The sequence below is a fragment of the Polymorphospora sp. A560 genome (assembly GCF_045781765.1).
Lineage (GTDB): Bacteria > Actinomycetota > Actinomycetes > Mycobacteriales > Micromonosporaceae > Polymorphospora > Polymorphospora lycopeni.
Window position 1 is genome coordinate 4,063,146 of the sequence record NZ_CP122282.1, and the last position, 17,446, is coordinate 4,080,591.

The 17,446-nt window shown below is 73.6% G+C and carries 15 protein-coding genes; 6 read left to right on the forward strand and 9 right to left on the reverse strand.

Features of this window, described 5'->3' with window-relative positions; translation table 11 throughout:
- The first annotated feature begins 90 nt into the window (after positions 1-90).
- Both QCD66_RS18140 and QCD66_RS18145 read left to right on the forward strand, forming a co-directional pair.
- Positions 91-2,514, forward strand: a complete 2,424-nt coding sequence (locus QCD66_RS18140; protein ID WP_375736335.1) for an ATP-binding cassette domain-containing protein — start codon at positions 91-93, stop codon at positions 2,512-2,514.
- 530 nt (positions 2,515-3,044) lie between these two features.
- Positions 3,045-4,070, forward strand: coding sequence for a tyrosine-type recombinase/integrase (locus QCD66_RS18145; protein WP_357540326.1), 1,026 nt, complete (start codon positions 3,045-3,047; stop codon positions 4,068-4,070).
- 20 nt (positions 4,071-4,090) lie between these two features.
- Here QCD66_RS18145 and QCD66_RS18150 read toward each other — a convergent pair whose 3' ends face one another.
- Positions 4,091-4,480: a RidA family protein gene (locus QCD66_RS18150; RefSeq protein ID WP_375736334.1), complete on the reverse strand. Its 390-nt coding sequence runs from the start codon at positions 4,478-4,480 to the stop codon at positions 4,091-4,093.
- A 65-nt stretch (positions 4,481-4,545) separates the two neighbouring features.
- Here QCD66_RS18150 and QCD66_RS18155 point away from each other — a divergent pair, with 65 nt between their 5' ends.
- Both QCD66_RS18155 and QCD66_RS18160 read left to right on the forward strand, forming a co-directional pair.
- Entirely contained in the window at positions 4,546-5,148 is a 603-nt protein-coding gene (locus tag QCD66_RS18155) for a CGNR zinc finger domain-containing protein (protein WP_375736333.1), read from the forward strand.
- A gap of 155 nt (positions 5,149-5,303) precedes the next feature.
- Positions 5,304-6,035, forward strand: coding sequence for a dienelactone hydrolase family protein (locus tag QCD66_RS18160; protein WP_375736332.1), 732 nt, complete (start codon positions 5,304-5,306; stop codon positions 6,033-6,035).
- A gap of 74 nt (positions 6,036-6,109) precedes the next feature.
- Here QCD66_RS18160 and QCD66_RS18165 read toward each other — a convergent pair whose 3' ends face one another.
- Together QCD66_RS18165 and QCD66_RS18170 are read right to left on the reverse strand one after the other, a co-directional pair.
- A complete protein-coding gene (locus QCD66_RS18165; RefSeq protein WP_375736346.1) occupies positions 6,110-6,601 on the reverse strand; it encodes a hypothetical protein in 492 nt (163 codons plus the stop codon).
- Between the two features lie 17 nt (positions 6,602-6,618).
- Positions 6,619-7,707, reverse strand: coding sequence for a MerR family transcriptional regulator (locus QCD66_RS18170; protein ID WP_375736331.1), 1,089 nt, complete (start codon positions 7,705-7,707; stop codon positions 6,619-6,621).
- A 141-nt stretch (positions 7,708-7,848) separates the two neighbouring features.
- Here QCD66_RS18170 and QCD66_RS18175 point away from each other — a divergent pair, with 141 nt between their 5' ends.
- Positions 7,849-10,635, forward strand: a complete 2,787-nt coding sequence (locus QCD66_RS18175; RefSeq protein WP_375736345.1) for a DEAD/DEAH box helicase — start codon at positions 7,849-7,851, stop codon at positions 10,633-10,635.
- Positions 10,632-11,441, forward strand: coding sequence for an SWIM zinc finger family protein (locus QCD66_RS18180; protein WP_407567226.1), 810 nt, complete (start codon positions 10,632-10,634; stop codon positions 11,439-11,441). The genes QCD66_RS18175 and QCD66_RS18180 overlap by 4 nt, the downstream gene beginning before the upstream one ends.
- A gap of 43 nt (positions 11,442-11,484) precedes the next feature.
- Here QCD66_RS18180 and bla read toward each other — a convergent pair whose 3' ends face one another.
- The 6 genes from bla to lnt form a co-directional block, all read right to left on the reverse strand.
- Positions 11,485-12,441, reverse strand: a complete 957-nt coding sequence (bla, locus tag QCD66_RS18185; protein ID WP_375737329.1) for a class A beta-lactamase — start codon at positions 12,439-12,441, stop codon at positions 11,485-11,487.
- Positions 12,442-12,533: 92 nt separating this feature from the next.
- Positions 12,534-12,875: an RNA polymerase-binding protein RbpA gene (locus QCD66_RS18190; protein ID WP_357540311.1), complete on the reverse strand. Its 342-nt coding sequence runs from the start codon at positions 12,873-12,875 to the stop codon at positions 12,534-12,536.
- A gap of 221 nt (positions 12,876-13,096) precedes the next feature.
- Positions 13,097-14,308, reverse strand: coding sequence for a hypothetical protein (locus tag QCD66_RS18195; protein ID WP_407567252.1), 1,212 nt, complete (start codon positions 14,306-14,308; stop codon positions 13,097-13,099).
- 67 nt (positions 14,309-14,375) lie between these two features.
- Positions 14,376-14,930, reverse strand: coding sequence for an FxsA family protein (locus QCD66_RS18200; RefSeq protein WP_375736496.1), 555 nt, complete (start codon positions 14,928-14,930; stop codon positions 14,376-14,378).
- Between the two features lie 57 nt (positions 14,931-14,987).
- The gene (locus QCD66_RS18205; protein ID WP_364219971.1) at positions 14,988-15,779 is read right to left on the reverse strand and encodes a polyprenol monophosphomannose synthase; all 792 of its coding nucleotides are present in this window, start codon (positions 15,777-15,779) and stop codon (positions 14,988-14,990) included.
- On the reverse strand, positions 15,776-17,437 hold the full coding sequence (gene lnt, locus QCD66_RS18210) for an apolipoprotein N-acyltransferase (protein WP_375736504.1): 1,662 nt from the start codon (positions 17,435-17,437) through the stop codon (positions 15,776-15,778). Before lnt ends, QCD66_RS18205 begins: the two co-directional genes overlap by 4 nt.
- Positions 17,438-17,446: the final 9 nt, after the last annotated feature.

A 17,446-nucleotide genomic window follows, 5' to 3' on the forward strand; every position in this document is an offset into this window, starting at 1 on the left:
ACACCGGCGCCGGGCGGGGGAGCGGGGAGACCGGCCCGCCACGCACCAGGCGACGCCGCACCGCGGCCCCGCCCGACAGATGGAGACACGATGAGCAAGGCCACGACGACGCAGCCGCCCGCGCCACACATCGCCGACAGCCACGACCTGATCCGCGTACACGGCGCCCGCGAGAACAACCTCAAGGACATCAGCGTCGACATCCCCAAGCGCCGACTCACCGTCTTCACCGGCGTCTCCGGCTCCGGCAAGAGCTCCCTGGTCTTCGGCACCATCGCCGCCGAATCACAGCGGATGATCAACGAAACCTACAGCGCCTTCGTCCAGGGCTTCATGCCGACCATGGCCCGACCCGACGTCGACGTACTCGACGGACTGACCACCGCGATCATCGTCGACCAGGAACGGATGGGCAGCGACCCACGCTCCACCGTCGGCACCGCCACCGACGCCAACGCCATGCTCCGCATCCTGTTCAGCCGCCTCGCCAAGCCACACATCGGCTCACCCCAGGCCTACTCCTTCAACGTCGCCTCCATCTCCGGCGCCGGAGCCGTCACCGTCGAACGCGGCGGCACCACCACCACCAAGGAACGACGCAGCTTCAGCATCACCGGCGGCATGTGCCCCCGCTGCGAGGGCCGGGGAGCCGTCAACGACTTCAACCTCGCCGCCCTCTACGACGACACCAAATCCCTCAACGAGGGCGCGCTGACCGTACCCGGCTACAGCATGGACGGCTGGTACGGCCGCATCTACCGCGGCTGCGGCTTCCTCGACCCCGACAAGCCGATCCGCAAGTACACCAAGAAGGAACTGCACGACCTGCTCCACAAGGAGCCGACCAAACTCAAGGTCGAGGGAGTCAACCTGACCTACCTCGGACTGATCCCACAGATCCAGAAGTCGTTCCTGGCCAAGGACGTCGACGCCATGCAGCCGCACATCCGCGCCTTCGTCGAACGCGCCGTCGTCTTCACCACCTGCCCCGAATGCGGCGGCACCCGCCTCAACGAAGGCGCCCGATCCTCCAAGATCAAGGGGATCAACATCGCCGACGCCTGCGCGATGCAGATCAGCGACCTCGCCACCTGGGTCCGCGACCTCGACGAACCGTCGGTCGCGCCACTGCTGGCGAAGCTACGGCACACCCTCGACTCCTTCGTCGAGATCGGACTCGGCTACCTCAGCCTCGACCGGCCCTCGGGCACCCTGTCCGGCGGCGAGGCACAGCGCACCAAGATGATCCGCCACCTCGGCTCCTCGCTCACCGACGTCACCTACGTCTTCGACGAACCCACCATCGGCCTGCACCCGCACGACATCCAGCGGATGAACGAACTGCTGCGGCAACTGCGCGACAAGGGCAACACCGTCCTCGTCGTCGAACACAAACCCGAGACGATCGCGATCGCCGACCACATCGTCGACCTCGGCCCCGGCGCCGGCACCGCCGGTGGGGAAGTGGTCTTCGAAGGCACCATCGACGCCCTACGCGCCAGCGGCACCCTCACCGGACGGCACCTGGACGACCGGGCCAGCCTCAAACCCTCGGTACGGACACCGTCCGGAGCGCTCGAGGTACGCGGCGCCAGCACCCACAACCTCCGCGACGTCGACGTCGACATCCCGCTCGGCGTGCTCGTCGTCGTCACCGGCGTCGCCGGCTCGGGAAAGAGCTCACTGATCCACGGCTCGGTCGCCGGCCGCGACGCCGTCGTGTCGGTCGACCAGGCCCCGATCCGCGGCTCGCGACGCAGCAACCCGGCGACGTACACCGGACTGCTCGACCCGATCCGCAAGGCGTTCGCGAAGGTCAACGGCGTCAAGCCCGCCCTGTTCAGCGCCAACTCCGAGGGCGCCTGCCCGGTCTGCAACGGCGCCGGCGTCATCTACACCGACCTGGGCATCATGGCCACCGTCGCCAGCACCTGTGAGGAGTGCGAGGGAAAGCGGTTCGACGCGTCGGTGCTGAAGTACCACCTGGGCGGCCGCGACATCAGCGAGGTCCTGGCGATGTCGGTGACCGACGCCGAGAAGTTCTTCGGCGCCGGCGAGGCGCACACACCCGCCGCACACAAGATCCTCGAACGGCTCGCCGACGTCGGGCTCGGTTACCTGAGCCTCGGCCAGCCGCTCACGACACTGTCCGGCGGCGAACGGCAACGGCTCAAGCTGGCGACCCACATGGGCGACAAGGCCGGCGTGTACGTCCTCGACGAGCCGACCACCGGCCTGCACCTCGCCGACGTCGAGCAGTTGCTCGGCCTGCTCGACCGGCTCGTCGACGCCGGTAAGTCGGTCATCGTCATCGAGCACCACCAGGCGGTCATGGCGCACGCCGACTGGATCATCGACCTGGGGCCGGGGGCCGGCCACGACGGCGGCCGGATCGTCTTCGAGGGCCCGCCCGCGGATCTTGTCGCCGCCCGTTCCACCGTCACCGGCGAGCATCTGGCGGCGTACGTCGGGAGTCCACCGCCGACGCAGGCGGAGGAGACGGGGTTGGCGTGACGCTCGACCGCCACGAGAGGAGAGCGTCACGCCGGGAACGGCGGTGGGACGCCGGTTCGGTACGACGAGGCGTGCCGGCCGGCTGCCGGACAGGGCGTGAGTGCGGGCGTACCCGAGCGGGACCGCCGGGCCGGCTGGGCGCGCACGTTCAGGGAAGGCGGGAAGGGCCGCCTGAGCGCGGTCCCACCCCTGATCTGAATGTTCGATAATGTACATTATGTCAACCAGAGCATTATCGGGGGCCCGGAGATCGGCCGGGCACCCGCTCCCGGGGCGCGTTGATCAAGGAGTTGTGTTTTCGCATAGGTGTACGAGTCGGGCATGCTTTCTCCTTGATCGCGGCGGCCAGTACGGGTCGGCGGCCCCGTCGGTCGGCACGTGCGGCGCAGCAAGGGCACAGCGCGTGGTGCGCGGCCCGCGGGGCGCGATCGGGCATCAACGCGGGGCCACCCGTCGGCGGAGATGAGTGAGGCGTCCCCCGAGCGGCTGGCCGGTTCTCAAGAAGCGGTGAATGCTGCATAATATTCCTTATGCATGACAAACAGGACGAAACCGGCGAACAGCGGGTAGTGGTCCTCATCGAGGAATTCCTGACGGCGCGGGCGGCGCGCAAGCCGTCACCGCACACCCTGGAGGCGTACCGGCGCGACCTGCTGTCGGTCGCCCGTCTGGTCGCCGAGGATCCCGACACTCCCCTCCCCCTGGCCAGCCTGCCGATCTCGGCGCTGACCGCCCGTACGCTGCGGTCCGCGTTCGCCCGGTTCGCCGCCCCGCGCGCGGTCGCCTCGGTCTACCGGGCCTGGTCGACGTGGAACACGTTCTTCACGTTCCTGGTCGCGGACGCGGTGGTGGCCGGCAACCCGATGCCGGCGGTCGGGAAGCCGTCCGCTCCCCCGGCGCTGCCCAAGCCGCTGCGGGGCGAGGAGACGCCGGAGCGGCTGCTGGAGGCGGTGGCGCGCGACGACGACCGGCGGCAGCGGCATCCGTGGCCGGAGCGGGACATGGCGGTGATCGCGCTGGCGTTGTGTGCCGGGCTGCGGCTGTCGGAACTGCTGGCGTTGCGGGTCGGGTCGCTGGCGGGCCGGCCCGGCGAGCGGCGGGTCGAGGTGGCGGGCAAGGGCGGCCGGGCGCGGGTGGTGCCGGTGGAGCCGGAGTTGGACGCGGTGGTGTCGGCGTACCTGGAGAGCCGGGTGCGGCGGTTCGGGGCGCGGTCGGTGGGGCGTACGTCGGTGTTGCTGGTGGATCGGCACGGTGAGCCGTTGCGGCGCGGTGGGCTGCAGTATCTGGTGGAGTCGTGTTACCGGCGGGCGGGGATCACGGATCGGGTGCCGGCGGGTGCGCAGTTGCACGCGTTGCGGCACACGTTCGCGACGCGGTTGGCGGAGGACGGGGCGAGCGCGTCGGAGATCATGCGGTTGTTGGGGCATGCGAGTCTTACGACGAGTCAGAACTACATCGACGTGACGGCGGGTCAGCAGCGGGCGGCGGTGCGGGCCAACCGGACGAACCAGTCGTTGGGTCGGTTGCTGGCGTCGGTGGTGCCGTCGGGGTCATGAAGGGCTGTCCCCTGGGCGGGTCAGACGACGGCGACGGCGCCGATTTCGACGAGGAAGCCGGGGCCCAGGCCGGCGACGACGTGGACGGTGATGGCGGGCGGCGGGTCGGCCGGGTTCCACGCCTGTTGGAAGGCGGCGAATCCGTCGTTGATCGCGTGGCCGTCCGCTACGGCGATGGTCCAGTGCACGATGTTGGCGAGGCTCGCTCCCTCGCTTTCGAGGATGGTCGCGAGGTTGCGGAGTGCCTGTGTGGCCTGCTCCCCGACGGTGGGGCCGACTATCTTGCCGGCGGCGTCGACGCCGTTCTGTCCGCCGATGTAGATGGTCTTGGCGGGTTGTTCGACCACGACGGCCTGGCTGAAGGCGGGGCTGCGGTGCAGTCCCGCGGGGTTGATGTGTCGTACGGCCATGTCTGCCTCCTGATCATGACACCGGTTATAGCGGTTACGGGTACGACACCAGTTATAGTGGTTTCATGCGAGCGGACGCAACCGGACGGGTGCTGCACGACCCCAAGGGAGGGTCGTTCTGGTTCGACGCCGGAGCGCTCTGCCTGGACTTCGCCCACACCGGCGGCGAGGGCCGGTATGCGGTGTTCGAGACCCTCCACGAGCCGGCCGATCTGGCCGAATGGCTGTCCCAGCCGCCGCTGGCCGCGATCCTGACGGTTCCTGCGACGGCCGGCGAGCTGACCGCGGCCAAGGCCCTGCGCCAGGCGATCTGGGAGGCGGCACACGCCCGGGCGGCACGGCGCGCCCTCCCCTGCGGCGCGGTCGACGTGATCAACCACGCCGCGGCCGCGGCGTCGCTGGTGCCCGAACTCGCCGCCGACGGCACGACGGCGCGATGGGCGACGCCGGTGGGGGCCGTGCAGGCGCTCTCGACGCTGGCGCGGGAGATGATCGGCCTGCTGTCCGGGCCGCTGTCCGAGCGTTTCCGCGTGTGTGCCGGCGACAACTGCCCGCTGGTGTTCGTCGACTCCTCCCGTCCCGGCGCCCGGCGGTGGTGCGCGATGGAACGCTGCGGCAACCGCCACAAACTGCGGGCTCTGCGCGCCCGGCGGGCCACCGAGCCCTGACGGCCGGGCGGTGTCGTCGTGATGGTTTCGGCGACGCCGTGCGCCGCTGTGAGTCGAGGAGGTGAGACCGATCAACGCTGTGACAGGTCGGGACTCCCTCCCCCGCATGGTCTAGGGAGTGCCCGCACAAGGCATCCCGAAAGGCTCGACACCCTGTGCGCTTCACCTTCGAGACGTCGTCGGACGGCGTCCGTGAACAGCTGTTCACCCTCGGCGAGATTCCTGGCGTGCTGTGGACGCCGGACGGCGCCACCGGCCCCCGTCCCCTGGTCCTGATGGGACACGGCGGCGGCCAGCACAAGAAGGCGCCCGGCATCGTGGCCCGGGCGCGCCGCTTCGTGGTCGGGTACGGTTTCGCGGTGGTGGCGGTCGACGTGCCCGGTCACGGTGACCGGCCGAAGGACCCCGAGTACGACCGGATCGCGACCGCGAACCAGGCCCGGGTGGCCGCCGGGGCGGAGCTGGCTCCGCTGATCGCGCGGTTCCAGGCCCTGGTGGCCCGGCAGACCGTTCCCGAGTGGCGGGCGGTTCTGGACGCGGTCCAGGATCTCGACCGGGTCGGTGCCGGCCCGGTCGGCTACTGGGGTGTGTCGCTGGGGTGCGGGCTCGGTGTTCCGTTCGTCGCCGCCGAGCCCCGGGTCCGTGCGGCGGTGCTGGGCCTGGGCGGGGCGCTGGCATCGGCCGAGGTCGCCGCGCGGGTCACCGTGCCGGTGGAGTTCCTGTTGCAGTGGGACGACGAGCGGGTGCCGCGGGCGCAGGGGCTGGCGCTGTTCGACGCCTTCGGTTCGGCGGAGAAGACGTTGCACGCCAATCCGGGCGGGCACGGCGAGGTCCCGGCATTCGAGGTGGACAGCGGCGTACGGTTCTTCGCCCGGCATCTCGGCTGATCCGGAGGGTGTGCGGTGGCGCGCCGGTCGGGATTCGTCCCGACCCGGCGCGCCGGATCGGCTGCCCTGGGCGGTCAGCCGTTCGAGGACGGGTGGGATGCGAGGCGGTGCGTCGACCCCGCCGCCAGGGCCCGGGTGACGTGCTGGATGCCCCCGCGGATCGTGTCGCCGTACGGGTCGTCGGGCAGGTGTTCGACGAGGCTCCGGGCGGTGGTCAGGTGCTCGCGGGCGAGGGCGGTGTTGCCCAGGCGCCGGTGGTCGTCGGCGAGGCTGAGGTGCAGTGACGGCAGGAAGCCCTGGACGTGGAGCGAGGAGTGGTACCGCTTCGCGCGTTCGTCGGTGAGGTCGGCGACGGCCGCCAGGGCGCGTTCGTCCCACCGCAGTTCGGCTTCGGTGGTGTCCTGCAGGTCGGCGAGGTGGTGCGCGAGGGTGCAGCGGTGGAGGGCGTCGCCGGTGGCGCCGATCTGGTCCCACAGGGCGGTGAGGGTGTCGCGGGCCTGGACCTTCTGTCCTGATCGGCCGAGTTCCACGGCGGCGGCGATGCTCGTCATGGTCGCGTCGGGCATGGTCTGCGCCGGCTGGTTCACGGTTCTCCTTGTGGTGCGGGCGGGGTGGTTGCCTTGACCGGCATGGCCAGGGTGGTGAAGTCGCCGTCGTCGGCCGAGCGGACGACGACGGGCCGGTGGGGTCGGGTGATCTGGAGCATCACGTCGGGGCCGACGCTGGCCGACAGGGCCGGATGCAGCGTGGTGAACCGGAAGCTGATCGCCACCGGTTCACCGGTGGTGTCGGCGGGGACCGTGACGGACGGCCGGTCGTGGGCGGACGACGTGATGGTCAGGCCGTCGCCGACGAGGAGGTCGAGGCGGGCTCGCGGGTCGTCGCCGAGGGCGGCCAGGAGCCGCCCTCGGGGGGCGACGACCCGGGTCAGGGGTTCGGGCGGGTCGTCGAGGACGACCCGGTAGGACGGGTAGGTGCTGTCGATCGTCGGTAGCAGCCGTTCGCCGTCCGGCCCGTCGAGCCGGACGTGGGAGTCGGCGAGCCGCAGCCGTACGCTGGCCTGCTCGCCGATCCACGGGCGTGCGTCTTCGAGGTGCGGGGCCGCGACGACCGCCGCTGCGGGCTCTCGGCGGCCTCTGACGGTTATCGACCTGGTCGCCAGCCGGTACCGGTCGGTGGCGACCAGGCGGAGTTCTCCCGCCGCCGTCTCGATCAGGACTCCGCCGAGCACGGGGATCTCGCCGGTGGTGTCGGCGGCCGGGGCGACCTGCCCGATCGCGTGGGCCAGTGTTCGGCCGGGGACGGTGACGACGTCGCCCGTACGGTCGCGGATCAGGGTCAGCGCGGTGGTGGCGGTGGCGCGGGCGGCCTCGACGGTGCGTTCCAGCGTGCGCAGGTGGGCGGCCAGGAGTTCCTCGGCCGCTTCGGCCGGGCCGGTGAGTAGTCGTCGTACGTCTTCCAGGGGCAGTCCCGCCTGCCGTAGTTGGCGGATCAGGACGACCTCGTCGATCTGGTCGGGTGAGTAGTACCGGTATCCGGTGACCGGGTCGACGGCGTCGGGGCGGACGAGGCCGCAGTCGTCGTAGAACCGTAGTGCGCTCGTGGTGACGTCGGTGGCCCGGGCGAACGCCCCGATCGTCATCCGGTCGTCTTGTTCCCTCACGCCGCCCATCGTGGGGCTTCGAGCGGCGTGAAGGTCAACCCGGTGGAGGAGGCGGCCCCGGGAGGCCGTCCCGCTGGCGTGGCTACAATAGTCGGACTCCGTACGGCGTACTGAGTTTGGTTGACGGATCCGGGGGCGGGCGTGACGACGATGTGGCGGCGGTGCGCGGTGGTCTTCGAGCCGGCGGACCCGCCGCGGGCCGGCCGGCTGGCGTTCTGGTCACCCGACGGCGGCCCGCCGCCCGACGACGTACCCGGCGACGGCGGTGAGCTGACCGTGGCCGTCCCCGACGGTGCCGGCGTCACCGTGTCGACGGTCGCCGCCCGCCGGCTACCGGTCGGCACGGCGCTGCCCCTGCTCGCCGAGGCGGGTGCGCAGGCCGACGCGCACCCGGCGGCCGCGTTCTGGTCGGCGGCCGCCGACGTGGCGTTGCACCTGGTGGCGCGGGGGCGGCTGCTACCCGGGGTCTCCCCCGCCGGCTTCGACGCGTGGCGGGTCGGCCCGCTCGACGCCGACGACGTCGGACGCATCGGTGCGCTGGGTGCGGCGATGCCCGGCTGGGCACGCGCCGTACCGGTGCCGGCCGCCGGCGGGGTCCGGCTGCCGGCGGCGTACCCGCTGCTGCGGGCGTTCCTGGACGCGGTCGCCGACGACCTGCCGCGCGACCGGGACGCGGACGGGACCGCGTACGCCGGCCGGGCGCCGCGGCGGGTCGACGGGCTGCGGGACTGGGCGGCCGAACTGGCCGCCGGCGTCGACGCCGGGGTACGGGTGTCGCTGCGGCTGGAGGTGCCCGGCGGTGATCCGGCGGCCGGCCCGTGGCAGGCGGTGGTCCAGGTGCACGGGCTGGCCGATCCGGGGCTGGTCGCCGACGTGGCGCCGGTGTGGGCGGGGGCGGCCGCCGGGCTCGACGCACGGGCGCCGCAGGACGTGGTGCTGGCGGTACGGCGGGCGGCGCGGGTGTGGGAGCCGCTACGGCGGCTGCTGTCGGGGCCGGTACCGGACCGGATGGTGCTCGGCGACGACGAGGTGGCCGAACTGGTCGACGGTGCGGCGCGCCGGCTGGCGGCGGCCGGGGTCGCGGTGCACTGGCCGCGGGAGGTGGAGCGCGACGTGTCCGTACGGGCCCTGGTCGGTGCGGGCTCCGGCGGTTCGGGAGCGGCCGGTGGCCGGGTGTTCGGTGCCGGTGCGCTGCTGTCGTTCGACTGGCAGGTGGCGCTACGGGGCGAGCCGCTGACGGCGGCCGAACTGGAGGTGCTGGCGGCGGCCCGGCGACCGGTGGTGCGGCTACGGGACCGGTGGGTGCTGGTGGCTCCGGAGGTGGTGGCGCGGGCGCGGGAAGGGTCGTTGCCGGCGGTGGCGGCGGTGGACGGGCTGGCGGCGGTGCTGTCGGGTTCGACGGTGGTCGGCGGGGAGCCGGTCGAGGTGGTCGCCGACGGCTGGCTGGCGCGGCTGCGGGAGCGGCTCGCCACCCCGGACAGCGCCACCCCGGACGGTGCCGGGCCGGATGCCGGCGTCGCCGTACCGGCCGGGCTGACGGCGACGTTGCGCGACTACCAGGTGCGTGGACTGCGGTGGCTGGTCCGGATGACGTCACTGGGGCTGGGGGCGTGCCTGGCCGACGACATGGGACTGGGCAAGACCGTCACGTTGATCGCGCTGCACCTGCACCGGCAGGCCGATCCGGCGACGGCGGGCCCGACGCTGGTGGTGTGCCCGGCGACGCTGCTCGGAAACTGGGAGCGGGAGGTGCGCCGGTTCGCGCCGGGGATCGAGGTGTCGCGGTTCCACGGCCCCGACCGGTCGCTGGACGCGGTGACGGGCGGGTTCGTGCTGACGACGTACGCGACGATGCGGCTGGACGCGGCCCGGCTGGCACGGTTCGGGTGGGCGCTGGTCGTCGCCGACGAGGCACAGCACGTCAAGAACGCCGGCTCGCTGTCGGCCCGGGCGCTGCGGCTGGTCGCCGGCGGCGCGGGGGCACGGGTGGCGTTGACGGGTACCCCGGTGGAGAACAACCTGGACGAGTTGTGGGCGATCCTGGACTGGGCGACGCCGGGGCTGCTGGGTCCCCGTACGGTGTTCCGGCGGCGGTGGGCCGATCCGGTGGAGTCCGGCGACGAGGCCGCGGCGCGCGGTCTGGCGCGGCTGGTGGGCCCGTTCCTGCTGCGGCGGCGCAAGTCGGATCCGGACGTGGTGCCGGAGTTGCCGGCGAAGACGCAGACCGACCGGCCGGTGGCGTTGTCGGTGGAGCAGGTGGCGCTGTACGAGGCGGTGGTCCGTGAGGCGTTGGCGCGGCTGCCGGATACGGCCGGGATGGCCCGCCGGGGTGCGGTGGTGTCGCTGCTGACCGCGTTGAAGCAGATCTGCAACCACCCGGCGCAGTACCTGAAGGAGGACGAGCCGGTCCTGGCCGGCCGGTCGGGGAAGCTGGAACTCCTCGACGAGCTGGTCGACGCGATCGTGGCCGGTGGCGGCGCGGTGCTGGTCTTCACCCAGTACGTGGCGATGGGGCGACTGCTGCGCCGGCATCTGCGCGGGCGCGGGTTCGGGGGCGAACTGCTGCACGGCGGCACGTCGTTGCCGCGCCGGCAGGAGTTGGTGGACCGGTTCCAGGCCGGTGCGGTGCCGGTGTTCGTGCTGTCGTTGAAGGCGGCCGGGACGGGGCTGAACCTGACCCGGGCCGATCATGTCGTCCACTTCGACCGGTGGTGGAATCCGGCGGTCGAGGACCAGGCGACCGACCGGGCGTACCGGATCGGGCAGACCCGGCCGGTGCAGGTGCACCGGCTGGTCGCCGAGGGCACCGTCGAGGACCGGATCGCCGCGATGCTGTCGGCGAAGCGGGAACTGGCCGACGCGGTGCTGCACTCCGGTGCGGCGGCGCTGACCGAGCTGTCCGACGCGGAGCTGGCCGAGCTGGTGGTGCTGCGGTGAGCGGCGACCGGGTGCGGGGCTTCCCGGCGTTCGGGCGCGGCGGCCGCCGGGTGCGGCAGTTCGCGGCGTCGTGGTGGGGCCGGGCCTGGGTACGGGCGATGGAGGAGACGGCGCTGGACGCCGAGCAGCTGCGCAAGGGCCGCCGGTACGCGTACACCGGGCACGTCGGGTCGATCACGGTCTCCCCCGGCCGGCTGGCCGCGCCGGTGTACGGCGACGACGGGGCGACGTACACGACGGTGGTCCACGTGGAACGGCTCGCCGACGCCGGCTGGGAGCGGCTGGCCGACGAGGTCGCCGGCAGTGCCGGCTACCTGGCGGCGCTGCTGGACGGTGAGGTGCCGCACGACCTGGTGGCGGCGGCCGGCGACGCCGGGGTGCGGCTGCTGCCGGATCTGGGCGATCTGCAGCCGGAGTGCGACTGCGCGGACTTCGAGTTTCCGTGCCGGCATGCGGCGGCGTTGTGTTACCAGGCGTCGTGGCTGCTGGACGCCGACCCGTTCGTCCTGCTGCTGTTGCGGGGCCGGGGGCGGGCCGAACTGTTGGCGGGGTTGCGGCGGCGCGGCGCGGCCGGCTCGCCGGCCACCGCCCCGCCGGAGCCGGCCGCGGACGGGCCGGTCGGGGTGGACGCGGTGGCCGCGTACGCGGGCGGGCTGCCGGCGCTGCCGGTGCCGCCGCCCACCGTGGCCGCCGACCCGGCCGGTGGCGTGGTGTTCCCGGTGGCGCCGGGCGTCGATCCGGAAATCCTGCGCCGGGCGGTCACGGCCGCCGCCGGGCGGGCGGCGGCGCTGCGCGACCGGCGGTAGCCGTCGGCACGGATGGAGGCGGGTATGGCGGCGGTAGCCGGCGTCACGGGTGCAGGTGGGTGACGACGATCCGGGTGGCCTCGGCGATGAGGGCGTTGTCGTAGCCGGCGTCCTTACGGTCACGGCTGGACAGCACGGCGACGACGATCGGTGCCCGGCCCGGCGGCCGCAGGACGGCGATGTCGTTGCGGGTGCCGTAGCCGCCGGCCCCGGTCTTGTCGCCGACGGTCCAGCCGTCCGGCACACCGGCACGGATCAGTTCGTCGCCGGTGGTGTTGCCGGCCAGCCAGCCGTTGAGGATGTCGCGGTCCTCGCCGGACAGGGCGTCGTCGACGGCGTACGCCCGCAGGCTCGTGGCGAGCGCCCGAGGTGTGCTGGTGTCCCGCCGGTCGCCGGGGGTGGCCTGGTTGAGGTCGGTCTCCCAGCGGTCGGCGTCGGTGGTCGTGTCGCCGACGCGCCGCAGCGCCCGTTCGAAGCCGTCGGGGCCGCCGAGGTGGCGTAGCAGCAGGTTCCCGGCGGTGTTGTCGCTGTAGCGGACGGCGGCGTCGCACAGGGCGCGCAGGGTCATGCCGGTGTCGACGTGTCGTTGCGTGACCGGGGAGTGGGTGACGAGGTCGGCGCGGGTGTAGCGGACGGTCGCGTCGAGTTGCGCGGTCGTGGTCGTGTCGAGGACCGCGGCGGCGGCGAGGGCCTTGAACGTCGACGCGTACGCGAACCGTTCGTCGGCCCGGTACGACACGGTGCGGCCGGAGCCGGTGTCGACGGCGTGGACGCCGAGCCGGGCGTCGTACGTGGTTTCGAGGTCGGCGAACGCCGCGTCGGCCGCCGGCGCGTCGGCGGCGGCGGTGGTCGTGGCGGCGCCGGGTGTGGCGGTGGGGCCGGATGTGCCCGGTGTGCCGGGTGTGGTGGCGGGTTCGGGGCCGGCGCAGGCGGTGGTCAGCAGGACGACCGCCGCGGCCAGCACGCCGACGCCCCGTACGGTGCCGTTCCCGGTCGACATTCCACCACCTGGTCCTTCGGTAGGCGCCACGACACCGAACCGCCCCCGGCAGGCCGGAACGGGCCTGCCGGGGGCGGTTCGACAAGACACGGTCAGCGGCCGCCGCGGCGGGCGCGGACCTCCTCCAGCCGCTCGTTCAGGATGTCCTCCAGTTCGGCGATCGAACGCCGTTCCAGGAGCATGTCCCAGTGCGTACGCGGCGGCTTGGCCTTCTTCTGCTCCGGCTCGCTGCCGTCGACCAGGCGTGCGACGCTGCCGTCGAACTTGCACTCCCAGGTCGTGGGGACCTCGGCGTCGACGGCGAACGGCACCTCGAACTGGTGGCCCTTCAGGCACAGGTACTCGCGGGTCTGGCGCGGAGCGAGTTCGGTGTTGCGGTCGGACTCGTAGCTGACTGCTCCCAGACGGCTGCCGCGCAGCATGCGCTCGCCCATGATCGGCTTTCCCCTCGGTCGTGGTGCTGGTGTTCCGTACGTGGTGCGGTGGTGGCCCCGGTCGGCCGGATGCCACCTGACAACCTTCTCGCTGAATGTAACGACCTGCGACAGCCCGGCGATTCCCGCCGGGCGGTGTCGGACAAACGCTCCGAGGATAGCCGGAACCCGCCACCGGCCGCCCGGTCATCCGGGGTGATACTGCCCGCTACCGCGTGCGCCTACACCGACGGTACGGCGCCGGCCGCCGCCCCGTCGACAGGTGGCGGCGCCCCGGACGGCCGGCTGGCGGCACCCAGCGCCGCCAGCGCCGCCGCGAGATCGGTGACCTGGCCGGACAGCTGCCCGGCGCGGGCCTGCGCGGCGTCGGCGTCGGCGCGCGCCGCGGCCAGCCGTACCGCGAGCTGGTCGGCGTCGGCGCGGGCCGCCGCGGCATCGGCGGCGGCGGCACGCAGCTCGCCGGCGACCCGGTCCCGTTCGGCGCGGGCCGCGTCCCGGTCCCGGACCGCGGCGTCGGCGACCGTACGGGCCCGGGCGGCGTCGTCGTCGGCCTGCCCGGCCCGGGCCCGGGCCTGCTCGGCGTCACGGGTCGCCTCCTGTGCCCGCGCCCGCGCCGCCGCCGCCTCGTCCCGGGACCGTTCGGCCTGCGCGACCGCGTCGGCGGCCGCCTGCGTCGCCCGCTGCGCGTCGGCGCGGGCGGTGTCCCGATCGGCGACCGCACCGGCCAGGTCCCGGCGCAGCCCGGCCACTTCCCGGCCGGCCCGGTCGGCGTCGGCGCGGGCGGCGACCAGCTCGCCGCGTACGGTGTCGCGGTCCTGTTCGGCACGCTCCCGCAGCGCTTCGGCGGCGCTGGCCTGCCCACGGGCGGTGTCCCGCTCGACGACGGCGGCCTTCGCCGCCGAGATCGCCTGCGCGGCCTGCTCCCGCGCCCGTTCGGCGTCGGCGCGGGCCTCGTCACGGGCCACCGCGGCGGCCGAAGCCTGCTCACGGGCCTGGCCGGCGGCGCGGGCCGCGGATTCGGCGTCGGCGCGGGCCTCGTCACGTTCGGCGTGCGCGGCCGCGACCCGGGCGGCGGCGGCCGCGTCGGCCTCGGCCAGCCGCCGCTCCACCCCGGCCGGCGACAGTTCGGCGTGCAACGCCTCGGTGAGGGTGCCGACGACCTGGTCGAGCCGGTCGACGGCCTCCCACGTCCGGGCGACCTGACCGGCCAGGCCCGGCGAGTTACGGTGCCGCATCCGGGTGTTACGGGACTCGCGCTGGCAGGCGCCGTCGTTGTCGCGGCAGTACCGGAACGGCCGCCCGGCCGCGGCCCGCTGCGGCACCGGCCGCCCGCAGTGCGCGCACGGCCGCGTCTCCGTGATCTCCCCGTCCGGCCCGGTCCGCGCCACCTCCGGCGCGGTGTCCCCGTCCGCCGTCGTATGCCCGTTTCGCATCGTCGTCATCGCCGGCAGATCCTACGTGCGGGCCGACACCGCCGGCCGGAAACGGTCGGGCGTGTCGTCAGCGGCGCGGCGGGCCGGGCTCGACGATCTCGCCCTCGATGACCTCGCTCGGCACGGCCGGCTCCGGAGCCGGCTCACCGGGCGGCGGCTTGGTCAGGGTCGGCCCGGCCGGCTCCGGCGCCGGCTCACCCCGGTGCACCCGCACCCGGCGGGGCCCGAACAGGTCACCGGCGACCGCCGACGACACCCGCCGCTCGGCGGCGCCCTGGACCCGGCGGCGGGTCAGCCGACGTACCGGCGGCACCGTCAGCAGCAGCCCGGCCGCACCCGACACCAGACCCGGCGCGGCCAGCAGTAGCCCGGCGGCGAGGCCGACGACGCCGTCGGTGACCTGCTCGCCGGGCGGCGCACCCGACTGTGCCGCGTCCCGGAACCCGCGCCAGGCGCGCAGCCCCTCCCGGCGCAGCAGCCACATGCCGAGCACCGACGCCGCCAGCCCGATCAGGATCGTCCACCCGAACCCGATGGCCCGGCCGACGAACACGAACACCACGACCTCGACGACCGCCAGGGCCAGCAGGGCCAACGGCACGTAGCGGAGCCTGCCGCGCATGTCAGCTCACATCCCGAAGCTCGGTGTCCAACCATTCAAGCATGACACGCGTACCGGTCACGGCCAGCGCGCGTGGGCGTCGGTACGGGACCGCACCGCCTTCGTCACCGCGTCCCGCCGGTCCCGGGCACCCCACATCGTGACCCGCCACAGCGCCTCACCGACGATCAGGGTGCTCATCTTGCTCGCCCCCCGCTCCCGCTCGGCGAACGTGATCGGCACCTCCACGATCCGCAGCCCGGCCCGGTGCACCCGCCGCGACAACTCCACCTGGAACGAGTAGCCCTGCGACGCCACCGACTCGAAGTGGATCTTCTCCAGGGCCGGCAGCCGGTAGACCCGGTAGCCGCCGGTCGCGTCGTGGACCGGCATCCCCAACGCCAGCCGCGTGTACAGGTTCCCGCCGCGCGACAGCAGCTGCCGGTGCCACGGCCAGTTCACGACCTTCCCGCCACGCACCCACCGCGACCCGATCACCACGTCGGCGTCACGGGCCGCGTCCAGCAGCCGCGACAGCTCCTCCGGGGCGTGCGAACCGTCGGCGTCCATCTCCACCACCGCGTCGTAGCCGCACTCGCGGGCCAGCGCGAACCCCGCCACGTACGCCGCACCCAGCCCCTGCTTACCCGGCCGGTGCAGCACGTGCACCCGCGGATCGTCGGCAGCGATGGCGTCGGCGACGTCACCGGTGCCGTCCGGGCTGTTGTCGTCGGCGATCAGGACGTCGACCGCCGGCACCGCCCGCCGCACCCGCGAGGTGATCACGCCGACGTTGTCGGCCTCGTTGTACGTCGGGATGACCACCAGCACCCGGCCCACCCCCGGGTAGCCGCCCACGTCGTCGCTCACCGTTCCTCCGTATCCTCACCGGCGCCCGCCACGACCGCCGTACCCGCGCCGGCCGGACGGGCCCGGCGACGCCACACCGCCGCGACGGCGACGACCGCACCGGCACCCACCACCAGCAGCACCTCCGGCCACAACCCGACCCGCGTCGCGACCGTGCGCCCCTCCCGCAACTCCAGCTCCCGCACGATCACCTCGGCGGTGTTGAACCCGGTGCCCTGGAATACCCGCCCGTCGACCCCGACGAACCCCGACACCCCGACCGTGGACGCCATCAGCGCCTGCCGGCCGTGCTCGACCGCCCGCAGCCGCACCATCGCCAACTGCTGCCGCGCCTCCGCCTCGTTGAACGTCGCGTTGTTCGTCTGCACCACCAGCAACTGCGCACCCCCGACCACGGTGTCGCGCACGATGCCGTCGTACGCCACCTCGAAACAGATGACGTCACCGACGACCGCCGGCCCCAGCGGCAACACCCCCGGCTCCGACCCCGGCACGAAGTCCGACGCCACCCGGTCGACCTCCTTGCTGACCATGCGCGCGATGTCCCGCAACGGCACGTACTCCGCGAACGGCACCGGATGCCGCTTGACGTACATCCGCTCCCGGTCGACGCCGACCCCCGGCAGCCACACCAGGCCCACGTTGCGGACCTGACCCGGCTCCGGCCCCCGCAACACCGCACCGACCAGGATCGGCGCCCCGATCGCGTCGGCAGCCACCGAGATCCGCGCCGCCGCATCCGCGTTCCGCAACGGGTCGATGTCGCTGGAGTTCTCCGGCCACACCACCAGGTCCGGCCGCTCCTGCTCGCCGGCCGCGACCCGCCGCGCCAACTCGACGGTGCCGTTGACGTGATTGTCCAGCACCGCCCGCCGCTGCGCGTTGAAATCGAAACCCATCCGCGGCACGTTGCCCTGCACCACCGCCACCACCGCCGTACCCGTCGTCGGCGTGCCACCGACCGGCACCACGAACCCGGCCCCGACGACCGCCACCGCACCACCGAGCCCGGCCACGACCGGCACCACCGCGGCCCGGCCCACCGGCCGCCACGACCGCCACAGCGCCGCCACCACGAACCCGCCGGCGACCGCGACCGCGAACGTCACCAGCGGCGCCCCACCGACCGCCGCCAGCCGCAGCAGCGGCGACTCGTCCTGGCTGAACGCCAGCCGCCCCCACGGAAACCCGCCGAACGGGGTCCGGTCCCGCAACGCCTCCTGCGCCACCCACAACACCCCGGCCACCGCCGGCCACGACCACCGCGCCCGGTCCACGACCGGACTCACGTACGCCGCCACCGCACCCAGCAACCCCAGGTACGCCGACTCCAGCCCGGACAGCAGCAGCCACGGCAGATTGCTCAGGTGCAGGTTCGTCCAGGACAGCAACGGCACGAAGAACACCGCACCGGACAGCGCCCCGTACCCGAACCCGGCCAGCGGCCGCCGCCGGTGCACCGCCACCGCGAACAACGCCACCCCGACCGGCGCCAGCCACCACCGGCCGTACGGCGGAAACGACACCAGCAGCGCCAGCCCCGCCCCGACCGCCGCCAGCAGCGACAACCACCACGGCAGCGGCCGGCCCGGCACGCCCCCGCCCACCGCACCGACGTCACCCGAACCCGACCGGTCCACACCGGCCGTCCGCACCATCGCCACCCG

Bases quoted from the DNA above. Each gene is read 5' to 3' on its own strand.
- QCD66_RS18145 (WP_357540326.1), top strand. From the start codon at position 3,045: ATGCATGACAAACAGGACGAAACCGGCGAACAGCGGGTAGTGGTCCTC.
- lnt (WP_375736504.1), bottom strand. From the start codon at position 17,437: ATGGTGCGGACGGCCGGTGTGGACCGGTCGGGTTCGGGTGACGTCGGT.
- QCD66_RS18195 (WP_407567252.1), bottom strand. From the start codon at position 14,308: ATGCGAAACGGGCATACGACGGCGGACGGGGACACCGCGCCGGAGGTG.
- QCD66_RS18155 (WP_375736333.1), top strand. From the start codon at position 4,546: ATGCGAGCGGACGCAACCGGACGGGTGCTGCACGACCCCAAGGGAGGG.
- QCD66_RS18175 (WP_375736345.1), top strand. From the start codon at position 7,849: ATGTGGCGGCGGTGCGCGGTGGTCTTCGAGCCGGCGGACCCGCCGCGG.
- QCD66_RS18200 (WP_375736496.1), bottom strand. From the start codon at position 14,930: ATGCGCGGCAGGCTCCGCTACGTGCCGTTGGCCCTGCTGGCCCTGGCG.
- bla (WP_375737329.1), bottom strand. From the start codon at position 12,441: ATGTCGACCGGGAACGGCACCGTACGGGGCGTCGGCGTGCTGGCCGCG.
- QCD66_RS18170 (WP_375736331.1), bottom strand. From the start codon at position 7,707: ATGGGCGGCGTGAGGGAACAAGACGACCGGATGACGATCGGGGCGTTC.
- QCD66_RS18165 (WP_375736346.1), bottom strand. From the start codon at position 6,601: ATGCCCGACGCGACCATGACGAGCATCGCCGCCGCCGTGGAACTCGGC.
- QCD66_RS18140 (WP_375736335.1), top strand. From the start codon at position 91: ATGAGCAAGGCCACGACGACGCAGCCGCCCGCGCCACACATCGCCGAC.
- QCD66_RS18190 (WP_357540311.1), bottom strand. From the start codon at position 12,875: ATGGGCGAGCGCATGCTGCGCGGCAGCCGTCTGGGAGCAGTCAGCTAC.
- QCD66_RS18150 (WP_375736334.1), bottom strand. From the start codon at position 4,480: ATGGCCGTACGACACATCAACCCCGCGGGACTGCACCGCAGCCCCGCC.